An 18,050-nucleotide genomic window follows, 5' to 3' on the forward strand; every position below is an offset into this window, starting at 1 on the left:
GCAGCAGAATCCGACACAATCTAAAGCAGTTGTATTTGTCGGAGCAATCGATTGCAAAAATGCTTAGACAAAGTGTATTCATTTTCGTAAGTCGATATTGACGATCGACAGTAGGGCCGATCGCGCTGTCATATTGGGGAGGATCATGGCCAAAAATGGCTTCCGGCGCGCATCTGCGCTTGGCTTCGTGTCGTTTGCTGCGCTTGTTACGTCGCAGGGTGTCAGCGCTCAGACGGGCACCGCACAGACCAATCAGTCCGAGGATGATGCCGCGAACACCGCTGACATTGTGGTGACCGGCACCCAGTTGCGCGGGGTTGCGCCGGTGGGTTCCTCGGTGATTGCAGTCGGTCAGCAGGAAATCCGCGACACGGGGCTGGCCACGACATCGGATATCCTCAAGACCATTCCGCAGGTGTCCGCCTTGGGGCCGGGCGAAGCCACGCTGGGCACCAACGTCAACAGCGCGACGCTCAACAGCACCCGCGCCAACGGCGTTAACCTGCGCGGCCTCGGCACGCAGGCGACGCTCACCTTGCTCGATGGCCGCCGCGCCCCTCCGGGCGGTGTTGCCGGCCAGCTCTTCGATGCCTCGGTGATCCCGGCCATTGCGCTCGAACGGATCGACATCGTGGCGGACGGCGCTTCGGCCACTTACGGCTCGGATGCTGTCGCGGGCGTCGCCAACCTGATCCTGCGCCGCAACTTCGACGGTCTGGAGGCCAGCGCGCGTTACGGCTTCGCTGATGGCTATGACGAATGGCAGGGCAATGCCATTCTCGGTAAGAAGTGGGACACCGGCTCGGTGATGATTGCCGGCGACTATTATTACCACAGCCGCCTGCGCCAAGAAGATCGCGCCGAGCTGTTCCAGTGCGATCAGCGTGCTTTTGGGGGCTTGAACAACTGCGCCTTCACCAGCTCGCCGGGCAATGTGATCGATCCCGCGACCTTTACCCGTTATGGGCTTCCGGGGGGCAGCGGCGAGAATCTGACACCGGCGAATCTGTCTACGACGCCCAATTTCCAGCAAAGCTATGTGAACAATGATCTTCTGCCGCAGCTCAAGCGCTGGAGCGTCATTGGGCGACTGGATCAGGAACTGACGCCTGCGCTCAAGATGTGGGCCAGCGGCTTCTACTCCAAGCGGACCCTGAACCAGCGCGCGGGGTCTCTGACGTTGGGCGCCGCGACGCCTGTTCCGAGCAGCAATCCCTATTTCATCGAGTTCGCGCCGGGGCAGACCTCGCAGATCGTCGAATATGCCTTTAACGAATATGGGCCGATCCAGGGCAACATCTACGAAAGCTCCTACCAGCTGGCGACCGGGTTCGATTATTCGCTGGATGGCAATTGGCAGCTTTCCATCTACGGCTCCCATGGCGCCACGGAAGGCGGCGCCAAGACGGACGGTTTCCTGAACACGGCTTTGCTCTCCGCCGCGCTGGCCGATTCCAACCCCGCGACGGCCCTGAACGTCTACGGGACGGGTCAAAACAGTCGTGATCAGATCGACCGCCTTGTCGCCTTCTTCGACGTGACCGGCCTCTACACGGTCGACCTCGTCAACGTGAAGACGGACGGTGCGCTGTTCAACATCGGCGGCGGCGCGGTGCGCATGGCGGTGGGCGGCGAGTTCCACCATGATTATTACCGCAACACCGCTGCCGAGAATATCAACGGGCCATCGCTCTCGCAGATCAACCTCTTTGGCGATACGGCCAGCTCTCGCGACGTCTGGTCGGCCTTTGCGGAGGTGAACGTGCCGCTGGTCGGTGCGGCCAATGCCATGCCGGGCATTGATCGGCTCGAACTCAACATTGCCGGCCGCTATGATCACTATAGCGACGTCGGCGGCACGACCAATCCGAAGTTCGGCATTCGCTACGATCCGGTGCCGGGCGTCTCGGCTCATGCCAGCTACGGCACCTCGTTCCGGGCGCCGACGCTGTCCGATACCAACCCCGCCAGTACGGCGACGGTGTTTTCGATCCCCAATTTCGGGCCGTTCGGCAATGTGATCGAATATGTCGGCGGCAATGCCGATCTCAAGCCTGAGAAGGCCACGACCTGGTCGGTTGGCGTCAAGTTCACCCCGCCGAGCAGCGGCTTCACTGCGTCGCTGGATTACTTCAACATCGATTATAAGGACGTGATCGAGACAGCGCCGGTGTTCAGCGTGCAGGTCTTCACCGACCCGGCCTACGCGCCGTTCGTGACCTTCAACCCGACCGTCGCGCAGGTGAACGCGATTTACGATCTGCCCTGGGCGCCGCCGGCGATCATTGCAGCTTCCGATGTCGATGCCATTGTCGATGCCCGCCGCAACAATGTCGGGCGCATCAAGATGGACGGGCTGGATTTCCTCGCCAACTATGCGTTCGATCTGGGCGGTGGATCGGCCAATATCGGCGTCTCGGGCACCTATCTGCTCAGCTATGGGCGAGCGACCGGCCCGACCTCGCCAACGGTGGACCGACTGAACCTGGCCAACTTCCCGCTGCGGTTCCGTGGCCGCGCCAATCTCGGGTGGCGGGGCGACAATTTCGGCGCCACGATGTTCGTGAACTATACCAATGCCTACACCAACACGGTGGGCACCATCGCGCCATCGCAGCCGGTCGACTCCTACACGACGGTCGATCTGACGCTGACCTACGACGTGCCGAAGGCGGACGGCGTGCTGAGCGGTCTGTCCTTCTCGCTGAGTGCGCTGAACCTGTTCGATGCCGCGCCGCCCTTCGCGGCGATCGCCAACAATCAGGTCTATGACTCCACCGTGGCAAACCCGCTCGGCCGGTTTGTCTCGCTGACAGTCCGCAAGGCGTTCTAACCCTGTGTCACCCGCGCCCTCCAGCAGGGCGCGGGTAGCCGGATTGCTCTCGACGGGCAGGGGCGAGCGCGCTACCCCGCCGACATGATCGACTGTCCCTCATCACCGCTGGCCCTGCATCTGGATCGTGACGCGCTGATCGCCAATTGGCGCTGGCTGGCAGCGCAGAGTGGGGCGGCAGCCTGCGGGGCAGCCCTTAAGGCCAATGGCTACGGCCTCGGCGCGACCGAGGTTCTTCAGCATCTGCTGGCCGCCGGGTGCCGGGATTTCTTCGTCGCGACATGGCAGGAAGCGGCGGCTCTGCTGCCATTGCTGGAAGGCGCATCGCTGAGCGTGTTGCACGGGGTGCGTTCTGAAGACCTCGCCTTTGCGCTGGCGGTACCGGCAAGACCGGTGCTGAACAGCGCCGCGCAAGTCACCCGATGGAAAGCTGCAGGCGGCGGCCCGTGCGATGTCATGATCGATACCGGCATGAACAGGCTGGGCCTACGCCCCGATGAGCTTGGCTCTGGCCTGCTGGATCGGCTGGAGATCGAGACACTCTGCAGCCACCTTGCCTGCGCCGATGAAGCGTCCGATCTGAACGCGGTTCAGCGCGCGCGCTTCGAGGCCGTGCGGCAGCAGGTACCGGCGCGGCGGTACAGCCTGGCCAACAGCGCCGGCATTCTGCTCGGGAGCGACTACGCCTTCGATCTCACCCGGCCGGGGCTCGCGCTCTATGGCGGCCTGCCGACGCCAACTGCGACCGGCCATATCCGCCCGGTCGTGCGTCCCCATGCGCAGATCCTCCAGCGGCGCCGGGTCGAAGCTGGCGAAACAGTGGGCTATGGCGCGACCTTCACCGCGAAGGCGCCCGTCGAGACGGCGATCGTCAATCTTGGCTACGCAGACGGCTATCTGCGCGCCTTTGCCGGGGGAGGGGCGATGCTCCATGGCGGAGAGCGGCTGCCGCTGCTGGGGCGCGTCTCCATGGATCTGATCGCCGTCGATGTCAGCACGGCATCGGATTTGGAGGAAGGGGCGTGGCTGGAGGTGGCGTATGATCTGCCCAGCGCCTCAGCGCACACCGGTTTGTCGCAATATGAGTTGCTGACCGGGCTCGGCCAGCGGTTCGAGCGGCGCTGGGTTTAGTTATGAACCGCCCGCCAGCGCGCTCAAGGCAACGCTGACGGGCCTGTTCTTCATTCCGCGGTGTCGGATGCTTCGCCGTCGGCCGCCGGCATGTCCGCGTCGACCTCGTCCGTGCTTTCCTCAATCCGCGCGGCACTCACGACATGCTCGTTCTGCGCCACGTCGAACAGGCGCACGCCCGCAGAACCACGGCCGATCACGCGCAGGCTGCTGAGCCCCATGCGGATGAGCTTTGCCTGATCGGTCACCAGCATGAGCTGATGCTCGCGGGTCGCCGGGAAGCTCGCCACAACCGGGCCGTTACGCTCGATATTGTCGATATTGGTGATGCCCTGGCCACCACGCCCGGTGCGGCGATACTCGAACGCCGAGGAGAGCTTGCCATAGCCATTGGCGCAGACGGTCAGGATGAACTGCTCGCGGGCGCGCAGCGCCTCGAAACGGTCGGCGGCCATCTTCGGCTCGCCCTCCTTCTCACCCTTCCATGGAGCAAAGCGCAGATACTCCTCGCGCTCTTCCATGTCCTGAATACCGGCACGTTGGAGCACGGAGAGCGAGATGACCTCGTCGCCTTCCTTCAGCGTCATGCCGCGCACACCGGTGGAGTTGCGGCTCTGGAACTCGCGCACATCATCGCCTCGGAAGCGGATCGCCTTACCCTGGCGGGAAGCCAGCAGCACGTCATCCTCCTCGGTGAGCAGCGCGACGCCGATCAGGCGGTCGTCGGCGTCCTCACCCTCGAACTTCATGGCGATCTTGCCGTTCGAGGGGATGTTGGTGAAGGCATCCATGCCGTTGCGGCGTACGCTGCCCTTGGCGGTGGCGAACATGACATGGAGCTGCGCCCATTCATTCTCGTCTTCCGGCAGCGGCAGAACGGTCTGGATGGTCTCGCCCTCGGCCAGCGGCAGCAGGTTGACCATCGGACGTCCGCGTGTGGCCGGCCCGCCTTCCGGCAAGCGCCAGACCTTGAGGCGATAGACCTTGCCCAGCGTCGAGAAGAACAGCACCGGCGTGTGCGTGGAGGTCACGAACAGCTCGGTAACGACATCCTCTTCCTTGGTCGCCATGCCGGCGCGGCCCTTGCCGCCGCGGTTCTGGGCGCGGAAGGTATCGAGCGGCGTGCGCTTGATGTAACCGGACATGGTCACGGTCACGACCATGTCTTCGCGCTCGATCAGATCCTCATCCTCAATGCCGTCGGCAGCGGGGGCAAGGGTGGAGCGGCGGGGTGTCGCGAACTCTGCTTCAATCGCGTCGAACTCTGCGCGCATCACCTCGAACAGGCGAACGCGGCTGGCGAGGATCTCGAGATAGCCGGCAATCGCATCGGCCAGCCCCTTGAGCTCATTGCCGATCTCGTCACGGCCCAGCGCCGTCAGCCTGTGCAGGCGCAGATCGAGAATGGCGCGAACCTGCGCGTCCGACAGATGATAGACGCTGCCCGAGGGCTCATCATCTGCCGCTTCGACCAGCTTGAGATAGGGCGCGATGTCCCCGATCGGCCAGGCGCGCGCCAGCAGCGCCTCGCGGGCCGCCGCCGGACTGCTCGCCCCGCGGATCATGCGCACGACTTCATCGAGATTGCTGACCGCGATGACGAGGCCGAGCAAGATGTGCGCGCGGTCGCGTGCCTTGGCCAGCTCGAACTTGGTCCGGCGCGTGATCACTTCCTCACGGAAGCGCACGAAGGCCTCGATGATGTCGCGCAGCGTCAGCAGCTCGGGCCGCCCGCCACGGATGGCGAGAATATTGGCCGGGAAGCTCGACTGCGCGGGCGTGTGCCGCCACAGCTGATTGAGCACCACATCCGCCGTGGCATCGCGCTTCAGCTCGATGACGACGCGGACGCCCTCGCGGTTGGATTCGTCGCGAATGTCCGAGATGCCCTCGATCCGCTTGTCTTTGGCCGCCTCGGCGATCTTTTCGACGAGGCCGGCCTTGCCAACCTGGAACGGGATTTCGGTGAGGACGATCTGCTGACGGTCCCCGCGCAACGTCTCGATCACATGGCGCGAGCGCATGATGATCGATCCGCGCCCGGTCGTGTAAGCCGAGCGGGCACCGGACTGGCCGAGGATGAGCGCGCCGGTCGGGAAGTCCGGGCCCGGCACGATTTCCATCAGCTCCTCGGCAGAGATCGCCCCGTTATCCATGTACGCCTTGCAGGCACGCAGCACTTCGCCGAGATTGTGCGGCGGGATATTGGTGGCCATGCCGACCGCGATGCCACCGGCACCGTTGACCAGCAGGTTGGGGAAGCGGGCAGGAAGCACCTGCGGCTCGCTCTCGCTGCCATCATAGTTCGGCAGGAAATCGACCGTGTTCTTGTCGAGATCGTCGAGCAGCGCATTGGCGACCTTGGCGAGGCGCGCCTCGGTGTAGCGCATGGCCGCCGGCGAATCCGGGTCCATCGAGCCGAAGTTGCCCTGGCCGTCGATGAGCGGCACGCGCATCGACCAATCCTGCGTCATGCGTGCCAATGCGTCGTAGATCGAGCTGTCACCGTGCGGGTGATATTTACCCATCACGTCGCCGACGATGCGGGCCGATTTGCGATAGGGCTTGTTATAGGTGAAGCCCATTTCGTGGGCGCCGAACAGGATGCGGCGATGCACGGGCTTCAGCCCGTCGCGCACATCCGGCAGCGCGCGGGACACGATCACCGACATGGCGTAGTCGAGATAGCTCGACTTCATCTCATCGACGATGTTGATCGGGCTGATATCCGAGGGTTCGGCGAGGATTGTCTCGTCGCTCAAGCGTTTTCTCTTATGATTACGTGGTGGGAACTCGAAGCGGTGTGACTAGCCCGCGACTGCAGAAAAGGCCAGAGAAAAGGGCAAAATTGCACGCTGCCTCGAACCGGTCGAAGCCGAATGGGGGCGGCAGCGCGACGGCTTGCGGATTTCCCATGCCAACCGGCATCGCGCCCTCATGACAAGCCCGGGAACGGTGGTTATAGCGGCATTCAATTCCCGTTCACGCGTGATCCTGCAGTGCAGGGCCATGAAGTCAGCGGGATCCGCGACTTGGGGGCCGAGATCTTAGTTCTGGAGGAATATTTGATGCGTCTGTTCAATACCACTGCTCTTACGATCACCCTGGCCGCGTTTGCGGCGGGCGCCTTTGCAACGGCTCCCGCATCGGCGCAGAACCGGGATGGCAAGCAGGCCGAACAGAGTTCGGCACCCAAGATTTCGCTGAGCCGCGGCTTCCAGAAGGGAGCGGTCGAAGCCCAGGAGCTGGTCAAGAAGCAGGATTTTGCGGGCGCAAAGGCGAAGCTGGATGAGATCCAGTCCACGGCGACGAAGCCCGACGATCGCTATTTCTTCGGCAGCCTGCTGCTGCAGGTCGGCATCAACCAGAAGGATGAGGCCATCCAGCGCCAGGCTCTGGAAGCGATGATCGACTCCGGCATGACGCCGGCGACCGAAGTGGCGAAGTTCCACTATTTCGTCGGCCAGTTCGCCTTCAACGCCAAGCAATATGATCAGGCCCGCACGCACTTCCAGTCGGCGATCGACGGCGGCTACGGCGGCCCCACGCCCGACGTGCTGATCGCAAACACCTATTTCAACGAGGCGCAGGACCAGATCGTCAACAACCAGTTCACCGATGCCGGCAAGGCCAAGGTGGAGCAGGGCCTGCCGCACCTCAAGCGCGCGATCGAACTGCAGAAGGCATCTGGCCAGCCTGTCGATGCGAGCTGGTACAACAAGGGCCTGAGCATGGCGGTGTTCGCCAAGTCGCCGACGCTCTCCGACTGGACCAAGCTGGCACTGCCGGTCAGCGGCACGCCAGACAACTGGGCGCTGGTGCTGCGGATGTTGCAGGACGAATATCCCAATGCGACCCGCGACGAGAGCATCGACATCATGCGTCTGATGGCGGCCACCAAGTCGCTGAAGAGCGCCTATAATTACAATGAATATGCAGAGGCGGCCAATCGCCTCGGCCTGCCCGGCGAGGTCAAGGCAGTGATCGATCAGGGTCGCTCCAGCGGCGTTCTGAGCGGCACCACGCTGTCCGACCTCTATCAGGTCGCGACCAGCGGGATCACGCAGGATCGCGCATCGCTGGCAACTTCGGAGAAGAGCGCAGCGTCTGCCGCCACCGGCAAGCCCGCCGCAAACACCGCCAGCGCCTTCATGAGCTATGGCGACAATGCCAAGGCCGTGACCCTGTATCGCCTGGCGCTGCAGAAGGGCGGCGTGGATGCGGATGAGGTCAATACGCGCCTCGGCATCGCGCTGGCACGTTCGGGCGACAAGGCCGGTGCTCTCGAGGCATTCGGCAAGGTCAGCGGCACCGGCGTGCGCAAGCGGACCGCCGACCTCTGGACGGTGTGGCTGAACAGCCCCAACGCCTGAACCCCTGCGGGTGGATCGAAAAAGTTAGAATGCCGGCGGCTCTGTCGCCGGCATTTTTATTGGGCGTTGGACGGACTGCCTCAGCCCTCAGCCACGCCCGGGCTCAGCGGCCGACCGGCACCCCTGGCAGGTTCTTGGACGTGCGGATCGTCAGCGACGTCTTCACGCTGGCCACATTGGGCGCTTGCGTCAGCTGCGAGGTGAGGAACTGCTGAAAGCTGCGCAGATCCTGCGCCACCACCTTGAGGATGAAATCGATCTCGCCATTCAGCATGTGGCATTCGCGAACTTCCGGCAGCGCCGCGACATGGGCCTCGAATGCCTGCAAATCCTCTTCCGCCTGACTTTTCAGGCTGACCATGGCGAACACCGTCGTCGTGTAGCCCAGGGCGACCGGATCGAGATGGGCGTGGTAGGAGGCGATGAAGCCGCGATCTTCCAGGCTTTTCACCCGGCGCAGGCAGGGCGGGGCGGTCAGGCCGACGCGCCGTGCCAGCTCGACATTGGTCAGGCGGCCATCTTCCTGAAGCAGGTCGAGCAATTTGACGTCGGTCTCATCCAGCGAACTACCGGGCATAGAGGACATTTCCTTTCACGGTAGATGTTCTTGCAGACATATAATGTCGCTGCAACGTAATTGTCCCACAATGCAACGTCCCATTTTTTAACGCTAGGCGGGTCGGTTTACCATCAGTACACGCGGTTCCGTTACAGGGGCCAACTGAATGCGTTTCAACGATCTTCTGCGGACGGTGCTGGCCAATGGCGGCGAGGGCACAGGTGCCGCCGTGACGCGGTGGCGCCAGTGCATGGATCTGCTTGCCCAATATGATGTCTCTGGCGTGGAAACCCAGAAGCTTTCGCCGGACGAGGCGCATACCATCCTGACGATCCTGCAGGAGGCCCGCCCGAAGGTGAGCCTGGAAGGCCGCATCGCGTCCGTCGTGGAGCTTGGGTCCAGACTTCGCTCGCCCACGCTGGTGCAATGGCTGGCGGGCGACCATCCTTCGGTTGTCGTGGCGATGATGAAGTCTGTCCGTCTGACGGGCGAAGACTGGGCCGCGATCATACCCCATCTAGGTCCGCTGGCGCGCAGTGTTCTGCGTCGCCGTCCGGATCTGCCGGATGCCGCAATGGCTGCGTTACGACGCTTCGGCGAAGTCGATCTGTCGCTGCCGGCGGTCGAGGTTCGGCAGGCGGAAGCAGAGACGTCGAGTGCGGACCGGGTCGTTGCGACCGAGGAGCTTGATCGCCCGGGCAGCACGGACGAGGCAAGCCAGATCGGCCGGCTCGTTGCGCAAATCGAGCGGTTCAAGAAGGCGAACCCGTTCAAGGCGGCCGGCGCCGCTGACCCTCGGCCGGATGCAGTCCAGCCAGAGTCTCGGGTCCAGAATACGCCGGACGCCGATGTCGACAGCTTTCAGTTCGAGACCGATGCTTCGGGCCTCGTCCGCCTGACCGACGGCGCATTTCCCGAGGCGATCATTGGCCTGAGCATTGCGACGCCGGGCGTGGATGTCAGCCATGGGGTGGATGGCGCCACGCTTGGGGCATTTCGGCACCGCGCCGCGTTCGAGAATAGCCGCCTGACCTTGCAGGACGGTGCGCTGGCGGGCGAATGGCGCATCTCCGGCGAACCGCATTTTGACCGACAGAGCGGTCGCTTCCGGGGCTATACCGGCATTGCCAGGCGCGAGCGGCGGTTCGAGGCGCCGGTTCGCCCCATTGAAACGCAGGCGAGCGACGAGGGCGCCACGCTCTCTGCCACCAGCACGCGGCAACTGATCCATGAGCTGCGCACGCCGTTGAACGCCGTTCAGGGCTATGGCGAAATGATAGAAGCGCAGATCCTGGGCCCGGTCCCTGAGGTCTATCGCGACATCGCCCGGGCCATCCTGGCGGATGCACGGGCATTGCTGACGACCTTCGACGATCTCGACGCGGCAAGCCGACTGGAGCGGGGAGACCTCTCGGCCCAGCAGGATGATGTCGATCTGACCGCTGCCCTGCATAGGGTGGTGGACGCCGCCGGCTTTGGCCAGGCCGTCAATCTCTCGGTCGAGAGCGGCTCCAGCCTTGTGCATGGCGACCGCAACCAGATCGAACGCATGTTGAATCACCTGATCCGCATCGGCCATGCCGGCTTGGCTGCGGGGGAACAGCTTGTCCTGTGCGTCTGTCCGGCGCCGGAGCGCGCCTCCGTGAGCTTGACGATGAGTCGCCCGACGGCCTTGCGCGGCATCGAGGCGCGCGCCTTTCTCGAACAGGGTTATGTGGTCGAGCAGCGCCTCTATGGCGACACGCCGCCGCTCGGCCTTGCGTTCACCCTCAAACTGGTGCGGGGAATCGTCCGCCATCTCGGCGGGGAGTTCGCCATCACGGCACAGGCCTTTGGCATCGTGCTTCCGACCGCGCCCGAGGCCTATCGCGAGCAGGGCCATAACGGCTGATCCGACGCCTGTTCGCTCCGCTCGCCACCATGCATCAAGACTTGCCAAGCAGGATCGCCGCAAGCTAACGCGCCTAGAGCCGGCGCCATGCGCTGCGGTGGAGAATGGGGCCTGTAGCTCAATGGTTAGAGCTGGCCGCTCATAACGGCTAGGTTGCGGGTTCGAGTCCTGCCGGGCCCACCATCCATCGAAGAGCGGACGTTGCTGCGCTTTGCGCTTGCCGCAAAGGCACAGCGACCGCCCGGCTCAGCCGTGGCAATGCCGATCACACTATTCAGAAAATAAGGGAAAAGTGGTCGGGGAGACAGGATTCGAACCTGCGACCCTCTGCTCCCAAAGCAGATGCGCTACCAGGCTGCGCTACTCCCCGATCCAGGGCGGGCCTTAGCTTTCGCTTTGCCCTTGATGCAAGCACAAAGGCCGCGCCGATCCCGGATGTGTCCGGTGGCGAGGCGGCGATGATCGCAAGAAGATCACCGGTGCCTGTAACTGGCGGGCACGATCCAAACGGCATTGCCGGTGACCGTACCACCAAATGTAAAGGCGGCGCCGATGATCGACGCCGCCCTTGAACAATGCGCAGAAGCGCAGTCGCAGATTACTCTGCTGCGTTCGCCGCGTTGTTCGAGACGTTGGCGAGGTTGTCCATCGCGTTCGCAGCATTGTCAGCAGCGTTGGCAGCAGCGTCCAGCTCGTTCACAACCAGCTCGTTGGAGACGTTGTTGGTCTCAGCAGCCGGCTTCTCGCCGCACGCTGCAAGGCTCATGAGCGCGATCGCGGCGCCGGCCACAGCAAACTTCTTCATATTATTAGGCTCCCATAGCAAAGGTCGTGCACAGCAAAGGGCACGAGCGGCCCAATTAACGCATGCCGCAGGGAAATCAATAGCCTTATCAACCAAAGTGCTTGGCAATAAGGGACGGTTTTTCGTGTGGGACAGCGCTTTTACCGCGGGAAGGCGGAGAGTGCCGGAGCGGCACAAGCCGGGATTTGCCAATGGACCCTCCGTAAGCTAACCGGGCGCCAATTCAAAGATACACCATTCCGCTCAAGAGGACCGTTTCCCGATGGCCGTCCAGTACAGCTTTGTCATGAAGGGTCTGACCAAGACCTTCCCCGGCGCAAACAAGCCGCTTTTCAATAACATCCACCTTCAGTTCCTGCCGGGAACGAAGATCGCGATCATCGGCGTCAACGGCGCCGGTAAATCGACGCTGATGAAGGTGATGGCCGGCATCGACAATGATTACACGGGCGAGGCCTGGGCCGCCGAGGGGATTCGCGTCGGCTATCTGCCGCAGGAGCCGCAGCTCGATCCCGACAAGACGGTGATCGAAAATGTGAAGGACGGCGTGCGGCCTGTCGCCGATCTGGTCGACCGGTTCAACGAGATCAGCGCGATCATGGGCGACCCGCCGGAAGACTGCGATTTCGACGCGCTGATGACGGAGATGGGCGAGCTTCAGGAGAAGATCGACGCGGTCGACGGCTGGACGCTCGACAATCAGCTGGAGATCGCCATGGAGGCGTTGCGCTGCCCGCCGGGCGACTGGAGCGTCGACAACCTCTCGGGCGGTGAAAAGCGCCGTATCGCTCTGTGCCGTCTGCTGCTGGAAAAGCCGGACATCCTGCTGCTCGACGAACCGACCAACCACCTCGATGCCGAGAGCGTCCAGTGGTTGGAGCAGCACCTGATCAACTACACCGGCAACGTGATTCTCGTTACCCACGACCGCTACTTCCTGGACAATGTCGTCGGCTGGGTGCTGGAGCTGGACCGCGGTCGGGGCATCCCGTTCGAGGGCAATTATTCGAGCTGGCTGGACGCCAAGGCCAAGCGCATGGCGCAGGAAGAGCGCGAGGATGCCGGTCGGCAGAAGGCGATCAAGGAGGAGCTGGAGTGGATCCGGCAGTCGCCCAAGGCGCGCCAGACCAAGAGCAAGGCGCGTATCCGGGCGTTCGACGAGTTGGTCGAGAAGCAGGAGAATCGCGCGCCGGGCAAGGCCCAGATCGTCATCCAGACACCCGAGCGCCTTGGCGGCAAGGTGATCGAGGCCAAGAACCTCACCAAATCCTATGGCGACAAGCTGCTGTTCGATGATCTCTCCTTCACGCTGCCGCCGGGCGGCATTGTCGGCGTGATCGGCCCGAACGGCGCGGGTAAATCTACGCTGTTCCGGCTCATCACCGGGCAGGAACAGCCCGATTCGGGCAGCATCGAGGTCGGGCCGACCGTGCGCCTGGGCTATGTCGACCAGAGCCGCGATGCGCTCGATCCGAATCATAACGTCTGGGAAGAAATCTCCGGCGGGCATGATCTGATGACCATCGGCAAGCATGAGTTGCAGACGCGCGCCTATGTCGGCGCCTTCAACTTCAAGGGGCCGGACCAGCAGAAGAAGGTCGGCCAGCTCTCCGGCGGTGAACGCAACCGCGTCCATATGGCCAAGATGCTCAAGGAGGGTGGCAACGTCCTCCTGCTCGACGAACCGACCAACGATCTCGACGTCGAGACGCTGCGCGCTCTGGAAGACGCGCTTGAGAACTTCGCTGGCTGCGCCGTGGTCATCAGCCACGACCGCTTCTTTCTCGACCGCCTGGCGACTCACATCCTCGCTTTCGAGGGGAACAGCCACGTCGAATGGTTCGAAGGCAATTTCGAGGCCTATGAGGAAGACAAGCGCCGCCGCATGGGCGACGCCGCGGATCGCCCGACGCGACTCGCGTACAAGAAGCTGACGCGGTAACGAGGCTCACGAGGCCGGGCAGGGGGCAGCGATTAGCCGGAGGCTCTATCGCCAGCTCTCGCCAGGCCGATCGAGCGTCGGCCGACTCGGCGCGGATCGACCCAGTGTGGCGAGGGCGCTGGATGTCGGCGTGACGCCGGGCTAGGCATTGCGCCATTGGCCGTTGGCGATCACCGGTAGACCCTCAACACTGCGATTATACTCATAGGTCCAGACCCGGCGCCCACTGTCCAGCAGGTCGACCTCGACGCGGCGATACTCTGACGCACCGGGCTTCTCGGGATCGTACAACTCATAGACATCCATTTTCTCGAGCAGCAGCGGATCGCGGATGCCGATCAGTTCGCCATGCACCACGCCTGACTCGCCCGTGACCAGCCCGGGATAATCACCCAGATGATAGAGCCGGCCGACCACCCGGTCCGGCCCGAGGCGGCGAACGCCGCCCTCCATGCCGAGCGCCGCGAAGCCCGGTCCGCCTGTCATCAATAGTCCGTAGACGAAGAAAGCGACTTCTGTGTCCATCGCCTATTCGAACGGAGCGAAGTCGCCGCTCTGCTCATCGAGCACGTGCAGGACGCCATCCGATATGGCGAAGAATGCGCCTCGGAGCGCCAGCGCGCCGCTGGCTTCCTTTTCCGCGATCCACGGGAAGGTGCGCAGATTGGCGAGGCTGACCTTGACGGCGGCCAGTTCCATCGCCCGGCCTGCCGCGCCGCCATGGTCGCTGCCATGCGTCGCGACGACCTCCGCCCGCGCGTCGTCCAGCAGGGATATCCAGTTCGCGATGAATCCGCCTTCGCCGGGCGCCGCATCGTGCATGGCGCGGGTGAGCGCGGCGTTGCAGCCGCCGCACATGCCGTGGCCCATCACAAGAATTTCCCCCACGCCAAGGAACTGCACCGCGAACTCGACGGCAGCGGAGACGCCGTGCCGCCCTGGATTGGTTTCGAACGGGGGCACCAGCGCGGCGACGTTGCGGACGACGAAGATTTCGCCGGGACTGGTGTCGAAAATCTGGGTCGGATCGACGCGGCTATCGGAGCAGGCGATCACCATCACGCGGGGGCTCTGGCCCTCGCTCAGTTCCGCCCAGCGCGTGCGCTGTTCGGACCAGTCCTGACCGCGAAACCGGCGATATCCTTCGAGCATGTCTGAAAACTGTACCATGGCAATTTCTTTGCCGATGATCGTGGGGGCTGGCAAGCGGGCTTTGCGGTCGCTATCTGGGCGGCATGAACGATCTCTCGTCCGATCCCGCAGGCTTCCGCCCGCGCAAGCCCGACTGGATCCGCGTCAAGGCGCCGGTGAGCGCCGGTTACGAAGCCACACGCAAGTTGATGCGCGACAAGGGGCTGGCGACCGTCTGCGAAGAGGCGGCCTGCCCGAACATCGGTGAGTGCTGGACCAAGAAACACGCCACGGTGATGATCCTGGGCGACACCTGCACCCGGGCCTGCGCCTTCTGCAATGTGAAGACCGGGATGCCCCGGCCTGTCGATCCGCGCGAGCCGCAGAATCTGGCCGATGCCTGCGCCGAAATGGGTCTTGAGCATATCGTCGTCACGTCGGTGGACCGCGATGATCTCGCCGATGGCGGGGCAGGGCAATTCGTGAAGGTGATCGAGGCGCTGCGCCGCACGACGCCGGAAACGACGATCGAAATTCTGACGCCGGATTTCCGCAACAAGCATGAGGCCGCCGTGGAGGCCATCGTCGCGGCGCGGCCGGATGTGTATAATCACAATCTGGAGACCGTACCCCGGCTGTATCCTACGATCCGCCCGGGCGCGCGCTACTATGCTTCGCTGCGGCTGCTGGAGACGGTGAAGCGGCTCGATCCCTCCATTTTCACCAAGTCCGGCATCATGCTGGGCCTCGGCGAACAGCGTCTCGAGGTCCATCAGGTGATGGACGACATGCGCTCGGCGGATATCGATTTCCTGACCATGGGCCAGTATCTACGGCCGACGCCCAAGCATGCCGAGGTCGCGGAATTCGTGACCCCGCAGGCGTTCAAGGCTTATGCCGCCATTGCGCGGGCCAAGGGCTTCCTGCAGGTCGCTTCCAGCCCGCTGACCCGCTCAAGCTATCATGCCGGCGACGACTTTGCCCAGATGCGGGCCGCGCGCGAAACCGCGCTTGCCAAAGCCGCGATTAAAAGCAGCCTCTGAACGCCCATGCCCAAGCATAACGAAACCCGCCATCTGCCTTACTCGCCCGAACAGATGTTCGATCTGGTGGCTGACGTCGCGTCCTATCCGGAGTTCCTGCCGTGGGTCAGCGCCATGCGGGTCCGCTCGAACAGCGACACGGAGATGCTGGCGGACATGGTGGTCGGCTTTAAGGGGTTGCGCGAGACCTTCACCTCGCGTGTCGTCAAGGAGCGGCCGCACCATGTGCATGTCGATTATGTCGACGGGCCATTGCGCCATCTCTCGAATGACTGGCGCTTCCGGCCGGACGGGGAGGGCGGGGTGCTGATCGACTTCGAAGTCGATTTCGCGTTCAAGAGCCGCATGTTCGAGATGCTGGCCGGTCAGGTGTTCGACAGGGCGCTGCGTAAGATGATCGGCGCTTTTGAAGAGCGGGCGGCAGCCCTTTACGGCGCGGATGCCTCGGGCAGCAGCAGTTCGAGCGCACATAGCGCCGCCTGAAGCCGCACCTTCGCGCGGCCTTCATCCTCGAATTTCCGCAGGTCGGCGACGGCATCGGCATCCTGCATGCCCTTTTCAGCGCGGGCGAACACGACCGTGCCTACAGGCTTCAGCTCCGTTCCGCCATCTGGGCCGGCCACGCCGGTGATCGAGACGGCGACATCGGCTCCCGTCCGGTTGAGGGCGCCATGCGCCATCGCCCAGGCGGTGGCGATGGAGACCGCCCCGAAGGCATCGATCACATCTTCGCTGACGCCGAGCAATTTGACCTTCTGCGCGTTGGAATAAGTGACGAAGCCAGCCTCGAACACGGCGGACGATCCGGGAATTTCGGTCAATGCGGCAGCAACCAGCCCCCCGGTGCAGCTCTCCGCGACCGCAACGGTGCGGCCAATGGCGCGATTTTCCGCGATAACGCGACGGGCCAGCACGACAAGTTCGGCAGGCAGCACGCCATCGGCATTGTTCAGGGTCGACTCACTCATGATCGTCCACGCATGATCGCATCGGGTTGAAAAGCCAACGCCATTAACGATGGCCTCGACGAACGGGAACGGTGGCGACTGGCATTTGGTTGCCTTGAGGCCGCGTCACGATGCGGGTTCAACGTCATCATCCGGCACGCGCAGAGTCACCACGGCCTGCGCCGCGATGCCCTCGCCGCGGCCGGTCAGCCCCAGTCGCTCGGTCGTGGTGGCCTTCACGCTGATCCGGGCTTCCTGCAACATCATGATCTCCGCCAAGCGGGCGCGCATCGTCCCGCGATGCGGCCCGATCTTGGGCGCCTCGCAGATGATCGTCACGTCGACATGCTCGATCTGCCCGCCACGCGCCAAGACGCGATCGCAGGCGAAGGCCAGGAACCGATCCGAAGCCGCGCCCTTCCATTGCGGATCGCTGGGCGGGAAATGGCTACCGATATCCCCCTCGGCCAACGCGCCAAGCATCGCATCGACCAGCGCATGGATCGCCACGTCGGCATCGCTATGGCCGGAGAGGCCATGACTGTGGGGGATCTGCACGCCGCACAGCCAGAGATCTTCGCCTTCCACGAGGCGATGCACATCGAAACCCATACCCACGCGCGTGCTCATGCCGGCCGTCAATATTCGCTCCATCCGTTCATGATCGCCCGGTCCCGTGATCTTCTCAAGCGCGTTGTCGCCTGGCACCAATGCCACGTCGATGCCCGCGCGCCGTAGCATCTGCGCGTCGTCGGTCGGCTCCTCTGGCCCCGTCCAATTCTGATGGGCGGCTATGAGCGCGGCAAAATCGAAGCCCTGCGGGGTCTGCACGCGCGCGAGGATCGACCGGTCGACCACCTGGCCGGCCTCGTCGCCACCGGAGCGCACCAGTGTGTCGACCACCGGGAGTACCGGAACCACGCATCGGGCGCCATCGACGAGGGCGCCGAGCACGCGGTCGATGACGTCGACCGGAAGCAGCGGCCGGGCGCTGTCATGAACGAGCACATGGGCCGCACCGGGCTCGCTGCCTGCCAACGCCTCAAGACCGGCGAGAACGGAGAGGCGCCGGCTGCTGCCACCTGCAACGATCATCAGACCTTCCGCGCGGGGGCCGAGCAGGCTGCGCATCGCATCCTCGCTGCCTGGCGGCACGACGAGCGCCACAGGGCCAACGCCGGGATGGGCGCGCAACGCATCCAGCGCATGGGCCACAACCGGCTTGCCGGCGAGCGTTCGCAACTGTTTGGGTGTCTCGTGACCGGTGCGCAAGCCGGCACCGGCAGCGAGCAAAATCGCGGCTGACAGGCCTGCGGGAGGGGCTTGATCGGGCATGGGGGCGCGCTTAGCGCACGGCTTGCTTGCCCGCCAGCGTCATTCGCGGTAAGGGCTGCC

14 protein-coding genes and 2 tRNA genes are annotated in these 18,050 nt (G+C 63.8%); 8 read left to right on the forward strand and 8 right to left on the reverse strand.

Translation table 11 applies throughout. From position 1 onward, the window contains the following. Positions 1–145 precede the first annotated feature (145 nt). Positions 146–2,833, forward strand: a complete 2,688-nt coding sequence (locus M2342_RS09480; RefSeq protein ID WP_264578895.1) for a TonB-dependent receptor plug domain-containing protein — start codon at positions 146–148, stop codon at positions 2,831–2,833. A gap of 84 nt (positions 2,834–2,917) precedes the next feature. Next, positions 2,918–3,964: an alanine racemase gene (gene alr, locus M2342_RS09485; RefSeq protein WP_264578896.1), complete on the forward strand. Its 1,047-nt coding sequence runs from the start codon at positions 2,918–2,920 to the stop codon at positions 3,962–3,964. 50 nt (positions 3,965–4,014) lie between these two features. On the opposite strand, the gene gyrA is transcribed toward alr, so the two are convergent. Beyond that, the gene (gene gyrA / locus M2342_RS09490) at positions 4,015–6,726 is read right to left on the reverse strand and encodes a DNA gyrase subunit A (protein ID WP_264578897.1); all 2,712 of its coding nucleotides are present in this window, start codon (positions 6,724–6,726) and stop codon (positions 4,015–4,017) included. Between the two features lie 306 nt (positions 6,727–7,032). On the opposite strand from gyrA, the gene M2342_RS09495 reads away from it, so the two are divergent. Continuing rightward, positions 7,033–8,337: a hypothetical protein gene (locus tag M2342_RS09495; protein ID WP_264578898.1), complete on the forward strand. Its 1,305-nt coding sequence runs from the start codon at positions 7,033–7,035 to the stop codon at positions 8,335–8,337. Positions 8,338–8,440: 103 nt separating this feature from the next. Here the strand turns inward: M2342_RS09495 and M2342_RS09500 are convergent, their stop codons facing one another. Next, positions 8,441–8,914 carry an Lrp/AsnC family transcriptional regulator gene (locus tag M2342_RS09500; protein WP_181559673.1) on the reverse strand — a complete coding sequence of 158 codons (474 nt, stop codon included), beginning with the start codon at positions 8,912–8,914 and terminating at the stop codon, positions 8,441–8,443. A gap of 148 nt (positions 8,915–9,062) precedes the next feature. On the opposite strand from M2342_RS09500, the gene M2342_RS09505 reads away from it, so the two are divergent. Next, the gene (locus tag M2342_RS09505; protein ID WP_264578899.1) at positions 9,063–10,787 is read left to right on the forward strand and encodes a sensor histidine kinase; all 1,725 of its coding nucleotides are present in this window, start codon (positions 9,063–9,065) and stop codon (positions 10,785–10,787) included. A 107-nt stretch (positions 10,788–10,894) separates the two neighbouring features. Then, a tRNA-Ile gene (locus tag M2342_RS09510) sits at positions 10,895–10,970 on the forward strand. Between the two features lie 110 nt (positions 10,971–11,080). Here M2342_RS09510 and M2342_RS09515 read toward each other — a convergent pair. Then, a tRNA-Pro gene (locus tag M2342_RS09515) sits at positions 11,081–11,157 on the reverse strand. A 228-nt stretch (positions 11,158–11,385) separates the two neighbouring features. Further along, a complete protein-coding gene (locus M2342_RS09520; RefSeq protein WP_181559675.1) occupies positions 11,386–11,592 on the reverse strand; it encodes a hypothetical protein in 207 nt (68 codons plus the stop codon). Between the two features lie 262 nt (positions 11,593–11,854). On the opposite strand from M2342_RS09520, the gene ettA reads away from it, so the two are divergent. Then, on the forward strand, positions 11,855–13,534 hold the full coding sequence (ettA, locus tag M2342_RS09525; protein WP_264572842.1) for an energy-dependent translational throttle protein EttA: 1,680 nt from the start codon (positions 11,855–11,857) through the stop codon (positions 13,532–13,534). 141 nt (positions 13,535–13,675) lie between these two features. On the opposite strand, the gene M2342_RS09530 is transcribed toward ettA, so the two are convergent. Next, complete coding sequence (locus M2342_RS09530) at positions 13,676–14,059, reverse strand: gamma-glutamylcyclotransferase (RefSeq protein WP_264578900.1); 384 nt, start codon at positions 14,057–14,059, stop codon at positions 13,676–13,678. A 3-nt stretch (positions 14,060–14,062) separates the two neighbouring features. Continuing rightward, positions 14,063–14,704 carry a carbonic anhydrase gene (locus tag M2342_RS09535; RefSeq protein ID WP_181559678.1) on the reverse strand — a complete coding sequence of 214 codons (642 nt, stop codon included), beginning with the start codon at positions 14,702–14,704 and terminating at the stop codon, positions 14,063–14,065. Positions 14,705–14,769: 65 nt separating this feature from the next. Here M2342_RS09535 and lipA point away from each other — a divergent pair, with 65 nt between their 5' ends. Together lipA and M2342_RS09545 are read left to right on the forward strand one after the other, a co-directional pair. Continuing rightward, positions 14,770–15,708 carry a lipoyl synthase gene (gene lipA / locus M2342_RS09540; protein ID WP_264578901.1) on the forward strand — a complete coding sequence of 313 codons (939 nt, stop codon included), beginning with the start codon at positions 14,770–14,772 and terminating at the stop codon, positions 15,706–15,708. 6 nt (positions 15,709–15,714) lie between these two features. After that, positions 15,715–16,191: a type II toxin-antitoxin system RatA family toxin gene (locus M2342_RS09545; protein WP_181559680.1), complete on the forward strand. Its 477-nt coding sequence runs from the start codon at positions 15,715–15,717 to the stop codon at positions 16,189–16,191. On the opposite strand, the gene M2342_RS09550 is transcribed toward M2342_RS09545, so the two are convergent. After that, positions 16,137–16,676, reverse strand: coding sequence for a CinA family protein (locus M2342_RS09550; protein WP_264572845.1), 540 nt, complete (start codon positions 16,674–16,676; stop codon positions 16,137–16,139). The genes M2342_RS09545 and M2342_RS09550 overlap by 55 nt on opposite strands. 105 nt (positions 16,677–16,781) lie before the next feature. Continuing rightward, the gene (locus M2342_RS09555) at positions 16,782–17,990 is read right to left on the reverse strand and encodes a bifunctional 2-C-methyl-D-erythritol 4-phosphate cytidylyltransferase/2-C-methyl-D-erythritol 2,4-cyclodiphosphate synthase (protein WP_264578902.1); all 1,209 of its coding nucleotides are present in this window, start codon (positions 17,988–17,990) and stop codon (positions 16,782–16,784) included. Between the last annotated feature and the right edge of the window lie 60 nt (positions 17,991–18,050).

Source organism: Sphingobium sp. B8D3A (assembly GCF_025961995.1).
GTDB lineage: Bacteria > Pseudomonadota > Alphaproteobacteria > Sphingomonadales > Sphingomonadaceae > Sphingobium.

Bases quoted from the DNA above. Each gene is read 5' to 3' on its own strand.
- M2342_RS09480 (WP_264578895.1), top strand. From the start codon at position 146: ATGGCCAAAAATGGCTTCCGGCGCGCATCTGCGCTTGGCTTCGTGTCG.
- alr (WP_264578896.1), top strand. From the start codon at position 2,918: ATGATCGACTGTCCCTCATCACCGCTGGCCCTGCATCTGGATCGTGAC.
- M2342_RS09495 (WP_264578898.1), top strand. From the start codon at position 7,033: ATGCGTCTGTTCAATACCACTGCTCTTACGATCACCCTGGCCGCGTTT.
- M2342_RS09500 (WP_181559673.1), bottom strand. From the start codon at position 8,914: ATGCCCGGTAGTTCGCTGGATGAGACCGACGTCAAATTGCTCGACCTG.
- M2342_RS09505 (WP_264578899.1), top strand. From the start codon at position 9,063: ATGCGTTTCAACGATCTTCTGCGGACGGTGCTGGCCAATGGCGGCGAG.
- M2342_RS09520 (WP_181559675.1), bottom strand. From the start codon at position 11,592: ATGAAGAAGTTTGCTGTGGCCGGCGCCGCGATCGCGCTCATGAGCCTT.
- ettA (WP_264572842.1), top strand. From the start codon at position 11,855: ATGGCCGTCCAGTACAGCTTTGTCATGAAGGGTCTGACCAAGACCTTC.
- M2342_RS09530 (WP_264578900.1), bottom strand. From the start codon at position 14,059: ATGGACACAGAAGTCGCTTTCTTCGTCTACGGACTATTGATGACAGGC.
- M2342_RS09535 (WP_181559678.1), bottom strand. From the start codon at position 14,704: ATGGTACAGTTTTCAGACATGCTCGAAGGATATCGCCGGTTTCGCGGT.
- lipA (WP_264578901.1), top strand. From the start codon at position 14,770: ATGAACGATCTCTCGTCCGATCCCGCAGGCTTCCGCCCGCGCAAGCCC.
- M2342_RS09545 (WP_181559680.1), top strand. From the start codon at position 15,715: ATGCCCAAGCATAACGAAACCCGCCATCTGCCTTACTCGCCCGAACAG.
- M2342_RS09550 (WP_264572845.1), bottom strand. From the start codon at position 16,676: ATGAGTGAGTCGACCCTGAACAATGCCGATGGCGTGCTGCCTGCCGAA.
- M2342_RS09555 (WP_264578902.1), bottom strand. From the start codon at position 17,990: ATGCCCGATCAAGCCCCTCCCGCAGGCCTGTCAGCCGCGATTTTGCTC.